Here is a 5,605-nt window from a genome sequence, read left to right as displayed (position 1 = left end):
ACCGGGTGACCGCATAGAGCAGGTTGAGCAGGCGGGACATGATTGGACCGTCGCCCGCACATTTAAACTCCTCATCGGCGGCGGGCATAAGGCGGCGGATGCGCTGGCAGAATTGCAGGCGCTCACGCAGCTGGAATCATTGGCCGAATCCTGGCGCATACGCGCCGCGAAGCTCGCAACGCAGCCTTAACGGCGAATTATTCGTCTGTTTCGTCCGGTTCGGGCGATGGCGCGAATAACCGGATACGCGTGACCCGTTTTTCGTCCGCTTCCAATATTTCGAGTTTCCACCCGCTGGCTTCGTGCGTCAGCATTTGGCCGACATCGGGAACTTGCCCGGCGATAACAAAGGCGAGTCCGCCCAGCGTGTCGACATCTTCTTCAACTTCGGACAATTTAGCGTCAATGGCTTCCGCCAGATCGTCGAGTTCCGCGCGCGCATCGGCTTCCCACATGACGGGGCTTAACTGCGTGAACATCGCTTCGGGTTCTTCGTCATGCTCATCTTCGATTTCACCGACGATTTCTTCAACCAGGTCTTCAATCGTCACCAGGCCTTCGGTGCCGGAATATTCGTCGAGAACGATCGCCAAATGCGTGCGCGTCCGACGCATTTCGTCGAGCAAAGCCAATACGCTCATATTCTGCGGAACGAAGCGGGGCTGACGGATGAAGGCTTCCAAGCTTTCCGGAGGCTGCTCGCCTGATGCAAGAACGGCGAACACATCCTTGATATGTATCATGCCGATGATGCTGTCCAAGGTCTCGCGATAGACGGGCAGGCGGCTGTGCCCATGTTCGGCAAAGGCCGCGATGCAATCGGCAAAGCCAGCGCTTTCGTCAATGGCGACAATATCACTGCGCGGCACCATCACATCGTCGACCCGGTGCTCGCTGAAATGCAAAAGGTTGCGCAGCATGGTGCGCTCAACCGCGGTCAGGTCGCCGTCATTGTCCGATTGGTCGTGATCGTCGCTATCTTCTTCATGCTCGGCAATTGCTTCTTCAAGCTGCTCGCGCAAAGTTGGCTCGTGATCGCGGCCAAAAAACATCGTTTTCAGCCGCTGCCATATTCGTCCGTCGTTATCGTCGTCGGTTGCGGTTCTTGCACCGCTAAAACTGTCACCCTCGGGCATAATGGAAGCGTATTGGCCTCTTTTTAATGGAATTAAGTGTCATATGGATTGTGAAGCCCCATGGATGCAAGCGCTTTTACTTCTAACGCCTCCATGGCTTCGGCCTCTTCGTCGTCAACATGGTCATGGCCAAGCAAATGCAACATGCCGTGGATCACCAGATGTGTTGCATGGTCCGCGACGGAAATTTGCTTTTCCTCCGCTTCGGTGGCGCAGGTTTCATAGGCCAAGATGATGTCACCCAGCATGATTTCGGGCGCGTTGTAGGTCCCGTCCAGCAATGCGTCGATTTCATTATCATCGAGCATGGGAAAGGACAACACGTTGGTTGGCTTGTCTTTTTCGCGCCATTCACGGTTGAGTGCATGCACCTCTGCATCGTCGGATAGCTTGACGCTGACGCTCATGGGGACAATGGGGTCCGCCAGTTCAGGGATGGCCGCAAAACGGACAGCCGCATCGACGGCCTTTTCAACTTCACTTTGTCCGAAATTGCAGCTGCCCCATGGCAATCCGATGTCTAATTCGACGTCAATCACGCCCGCCCTCATAGGCATCGACGATCCGTCCGACCAAGGGATGGCGGACGACGTCGCTGCTGTTGAAGCGGATGGTTTGAATGCCGTCCACGCCTTCGAGGCGTTGAACCGCGTCATTCAGGCCCGACATCCGTTCGCCACCGGGGATATCAACCTGATGCGGGTCTCCGCAAATGACCATGCGGCTGTTCATGCCAAAACGGGTCAGGAACATCTTCATCTGCGCGGCAGTGGTGTTCTGGGCTTCATCGAGAATGATAAAGGCGTCAGCGAGGGTGCGCCCGCGCATGAAGGCGATAGGGGCGATTTCGATTTCGCCCGAAGCGATGCGGCGTTCGACCTGTTCGGCGGGCAAGCAGTCGTACAGCGCATCGTAAATGGGACGCAGATAGGGATCGACCTTTTCCTTCATGTCGCCCGGCAAGAAACCAAGCCGCTCACCCGCTTCGACCGCAGGACGCGAGAGGATCAGGCGTTGCACCGCGCCGGTAATCAGCATCGCCACAGCCTGCGCCACCGCCAGATAGGTTTTTCCGGTTCCTGCGGGTCCAAGTGCGAAGATAATCTCGTCACGCGCCAATGCTTCCATATAGGGAATCTGCGTGGCAGAACGCGGCACTAGGGTTTTCTTGCGCGTGCGGATCATGATGCCAGGGGCGGCATTGTCTTCCTTGCGCAATATGCCTTCAAGCGTGGGTTCGGCGGTCATTGCGATAATCGACTGCACGGCTTCGGAATCCATGTCTTGTCCGCGCGAAATGCGCGAATAAATATCGTTGAGAACATCGCGTGTCCGGCCAATGGCGCCTGCTTCACCTTCGATTTGGACGCGATTGCCGCGGGCCGAGATATAAACGCCAAGCCTGTTTTCAATTGTCACCAGGTTGCGATCAAATTCGCCAAACACCGCATTGATAAGATGTGGCTTGTCGAAGCTCATTTCCAGCCGGGACAGGTCACCGGCTTGCGCTTGGGCTTTTTTGGCCATTCAGGCGGCTGCTCTCATCGTTGGTTCACCTTTTAAGCTAAGGGGGCCAGAATCGGTAATCTGAACGCTAACAATATTGCCGATAGAAAGGTCCGGCGCAAGGACATGCACGGATTGCAGCCAAGGCGATTTGCCAATCAATTGGCCATCAAATTTGCCCGGCCGTTCGAGAAGAACATCGCAGCTTTTACCAACGGTATTTCGGTTGAATGCGGTTTGGTCCGCAACGATTTGCGCCTGCAACCGCTGGAGCCGTTCGTCCATGATTTCCATGGCGATCTGGTCGGCCATATCGGCGGCGGGCGTGCCGGGACGCGGGCTATATTTGAACGAATAGGCCTGCGCATGGCCGACTTCACGTACCAGACGCATGGTGTCTTCAAAATCTTCTTCGGTCTCGCCGGGAAAACCGACGATGAAATCACCCGAAAACGCGATGTCAGGCCGAACGGTACGTACGCGGTCCAAAATGCGCAGATAGCTGTCGCGGCTGTGGCTGCGGTTCATCGCCTTCAATATGCGGTCCGAGCCCGATTGTACGGGCAGGTGCAGGAATGGCATCAGCTTTTCGACATCGCCATGCGCGGCAATCAGCCCCTCGGTCATGTCGTTCGGGTGGCTCGTCATGTAACGGATGCGGCGCAGGCCGGGAATTTTGTCCAGCGCGCGGATGAGGCCATCGAGACCCTGCAACTGACCTTTGTCGTCTTCGCCATTCCAAGCGTTGACGTTTTGTCCCAATAGAGTGATTTCTGCGGCACCCGCGTCAACAATGGCCTTTGCCTCGTCAATCAACGCGTTCCAGCCGCGCGAAATCTCCGCGCCGCGGGTGTAGGGCACAACGCAATAGGTGCAGAATTTGTCGCAGCCTTCCTGAACCGTCAAAAACGCAGATGGCGCTTGCTTGCGGCGTGCAGGGAGTTTGCCGAACTTATCGAGGCCGGGCAGGTCAAGGTCGACCACGCGTTCACCGCGTCCGACCGCTGCAACCATTTCAGGCAGATTATGATAGGCTTGCGGGCCGACAACAATGTCGACTTCGGGCGCTCTGCGGCTAATCTCGCCGCCTTCGGCCTGCGCGACGCATCCGGCCACGGCAATGACGGGGCTACTGCCGTCCTTGCGACGCAGACGGCCGATTTCGGAATAGACCTTTTCTGCGGCTTTTTCGCGAATATGACAGGTGTTGAGCACGACAAGATCGGCATTCGCCTTTTCATCAGCGGGCGTCATGCCTTGGCTTTCGAACATTTCAGCCATGCGTTCGCCATCATAGACGTTCATCTGGCAGCCGTAATTTTTGATCGAATAGGTTTTGGGAGAATCCGTGCTCATAGCGCGCGTCTATACATAGCGCTGTGCACCCCCGCCACCCTCCATCGCTGCACCTATGCGCGCGCGCACTTCAGCGGAAATCGCCTTGCGATCGGGGTAATGCAGCGGATCAAACGGTTCCAGAAAATGCAGGGTCGCCGTAATCGGTTTCAGATGGGACAAAAGCCGCCAGAAATTCTCGGTCACTTTTTCATCGCCGACCCACGCTACACGCGGGGTATGGTGTCCGTAGCTTAGAAACACCGGCTGAACGAGCATGCCGGATGGTGGCGGAACGAGTGCGGCAAATAACGATGGTTTGAATGGCAAAAGGCCCGAACCGTCATGGGTCGTGCCTTCGGGGAATATCGTAACCGGTTGATCGCCGGTCATGGCCGCGCGCAGATCTTCCACCTGATTTCCAACGCTGGCGCGGTTTTCGCGGTTCACAAAGATGGTATTGTTGATTTTGCAAAGCCACCCAATCAATGGCCAGCCCGCAATCCCGTCATTGGCGACAAAGGTGCAACCCGTAACGCCTGACATCACGGGAATGTCGATCCAGCTGTGATGGTTGGCGGCGTAAAACACATTCGCGCGCACCCGCTGTCCCGTCGTGGCGGTTGCAATACCGCTGGTCCAGCTGATCGACAGCAGGAACAGGCGCGGCCATGGCGATGGCCGGTTGAGAAGCCGCCAGAGATTGTGGAGGAGCAAGCTCGTTACCAAGCTGGCGGCCATCAGCAGCAGCCGGGCGGCAAACAAACATTGGCCAGCTAAAAATGCAGCGGGGTTGCGGCGTTCAATCCTTGCGGTCGATGGCGACGCCATAGAGTTCCATACGATGGTCAACGAGACGGTAGCCGAGGCGTTCCGCAATGATTTTCTGCAGTGCTTCCAGCTCTGGGTCGACGAATTCAACGACTTTGCCGGTTTCGACGTCGATGAGGTGATCATGATGTGCTTCTGGCGACGCTTCATAGCGTGCGCGCCCGTCACCAAAATCGTGGCGGTCCAATATGCCCGCTTCTTCGAACAAGCGGACGGTCCGATATACGGTGGCGATGGAAATCTTGGGATCGATGGCGGACGAGCGACGATAGAGCTCTTCTACATCAGGATGGTCAGTCGCATCCGAAATGACGCGCGCTATGACGCGGCGTTGGTCGGTAATACGCAGGCCACGTTCATTACACAGCGCTTCAATGTCGATTTTGATGTCCATTGCGATACACATTTAGTGTCGCGTCACGATTCGTCAAAGAAAAAGGCCGGAGAATGCTCCGGCCTTATTTTCCAGTGACGCGTTGCGCGCTTTACTTGATTTTTTTCTTGCGACCCGAACCTGGTGCACGACCAAGGCCGATAGCCTTTGCGAGTTCACGACGTTGTTCTGCATAAGCAGGTGCAACCATCGGATAATCGGCGGGCAGACCCCATTTTGCGCGATAGTCATCAGGCGTCATGCCATAGTGCGTCATCAGGTGGCGCTTAAGCATTTTCAGCTTCTTACCGTCGTCCAAGCAGACGATATAATCGCGTTTTACCGAATTGCGGACTGGAACAGCTGGTTCCAAAACTATTTCGGGCGCAGCAGCCGTTCCGGAAAGACCGACGAGTGCAGCGTG

7 protein-coding genes and 1 pseudogene are annotated in these 5,605 nt (G+C 56.3%); 1 reads left to right on the top strand and 7 read right to left on the bottom strand.

The features are described 5' to 3' along the window. Positions 1 to 190: pseudogene (locus tag ACIQ0G_RS09960) on the top strand (MOSC domain-containing protein); the annotation flags it as partial. A gap of 7 nt (positions 191 to 197) precedes the next feature. On the opposite strand, the gene ACIQ0G_RS09955 reads toward ACIQ0G_RS09960, so the two are convergent. The 7 genes from ACIQ0G_RS09955 to ACIQ0G_RS09925 all read right to left on the bottom strand — a co-directional run. Then, positions 198 to 1,136: a hemolysin family protein gene (locus ACIQ0G_RS09955; protein WP_397577773.1), complete on the bottom strand. Its 939-nt coding sequence runs from the start codon at positions 1,134 to 1,136 to the stop codon at positions 198 to 200. A 32-nt stretch (positions 1,137 to 1,168) separates the two neighbouring features. Beyond that, positions 1,169 to 1,675, bottom strand: a complete 507-nt coding sequence (gene ybeY, locus ACIQ0G_RS09950; protein ID WP_397577772.1) for an rRNA maturation RNase YbeY — start codon at positions 1,673 to 1,675, stop codon at positions 1,169 to 1,171. Further along, entirely contained in the window at positions 1,668 to 2,663 is a 996-nt protein-coding gene (locus ACIQ0G_RS09945; RefSeq protein WP_397577771.1) for a PhoH family protein, read from the bottom strand. Before ACIQ0G_RS09945 ends, ybeY begins: the two co-directional genes overlap by 8 nt. Then, positions 2,664 to 3,998 carry a tRNA (N6-isopentenyl adenosine(37)-C2)-methylthiotransferase MiaB gene (gene miaB / locus ACIQ0G_RS09940; protein WP_397577770.1) on the bottom strand — a complete coding sequence of 445 codons (1,335 nt, stop codon included), beginning with the start codon at positions 3,996 to 3,998 and terminating at the stop codon, positions 2,664 to 2,666. It lies immediately after the preceding gene. 9 nt (positions 3,999 to 4,007) lie between these two features. Continuing rightward, complete coding sequence (locus tag ACIQ0G_RS09935) at positions 4,008 to 4,808, bottom strand: lysophospholipid acyltransferase family protein (protein ID WP_397577769.1); 801 nt, start codon at positions 4,806 to 4,808, stop codon at positions 4,008 to 4,010. Beyond that, positions 4,780 to 5,202, bottom strand: a complete 423-nt coding sequence (locus ACIQ0G_RS09930; RefSeq protein WP_295492172.1) for a Fur family transcriptional regulator — start codon at positions 5,200 to 5,202, stop codon at positions 4,780 to 4,782. The genes ACIQ0G_RS09935 and ACIQ0G_RS09930 overlap by 29 nt, the downstream gene beginning before the upstream one ends. 91 nt (positions 5,203 to 5,293) lie before the next feature. Then, positions 5,294 to 5,605: MucR family transcriptional regulator (locus tag ACIQ0G_RS09925; RefSeq protein ID WP_397577768.1), on the bottom strand; the 312-nt coding region annotated here is incomplete at its 5' end.

This window comes from Sphingorhabdus sp. (assembly GCF_044354325.1).
GTDB lineage: Bacteria > Pseudomonadota > Alphaproteobacteria > Sphingomonadales > Sphingomonadaceae > Sphingorhabdus_B.
The sequence above is the reverse complement of the archived record's forward strand: the minus strand, read 5'-3'. Positions and strand labels throughout refer to the sequence as shown.

Excerpts from the sequence above, each read along its gene's own strand:
- ACIQ0G_RS09955 (WP_397577773.1), bottom strand. The coding sequence starts at position 1,136 with ATGCCCGAGGGTGACAGTTTTAGCGGTGCAAGAACCGCAACCGACGAC.
- ACIQ0G_RS09945 (WP_397577771.1), bottom strand. The coding sequence starts at position 2,663 with ATGGCCAAAAAAGCCCAAGCGCAAGCCGGTGACCTGTCCCGGCTGGAA.
- miaB (WP_397577770.1), bottom strand. The coding sequence starts at position 3,998 with ATGAGCACGGATTCTCCCAAAACCTATTCGATCAAAAATTACGGCTGC.
- ACIQ0G_RS09935 (WP_397577769.1), bottom strand. The coding sequence starts at position 4,808 with ATGGCGTCGCCATCGACCGCAAGGATTGAACGCCGCAACCCCGCTGCA.
- ACIQ0G_RS09930 (WP_295492172.1), bottom strand. The coding sequence starts at position 5,202 with ATGGACATCAAAATCGACATTGAAGCGCTGTGTAATGAACGTGGCCTG.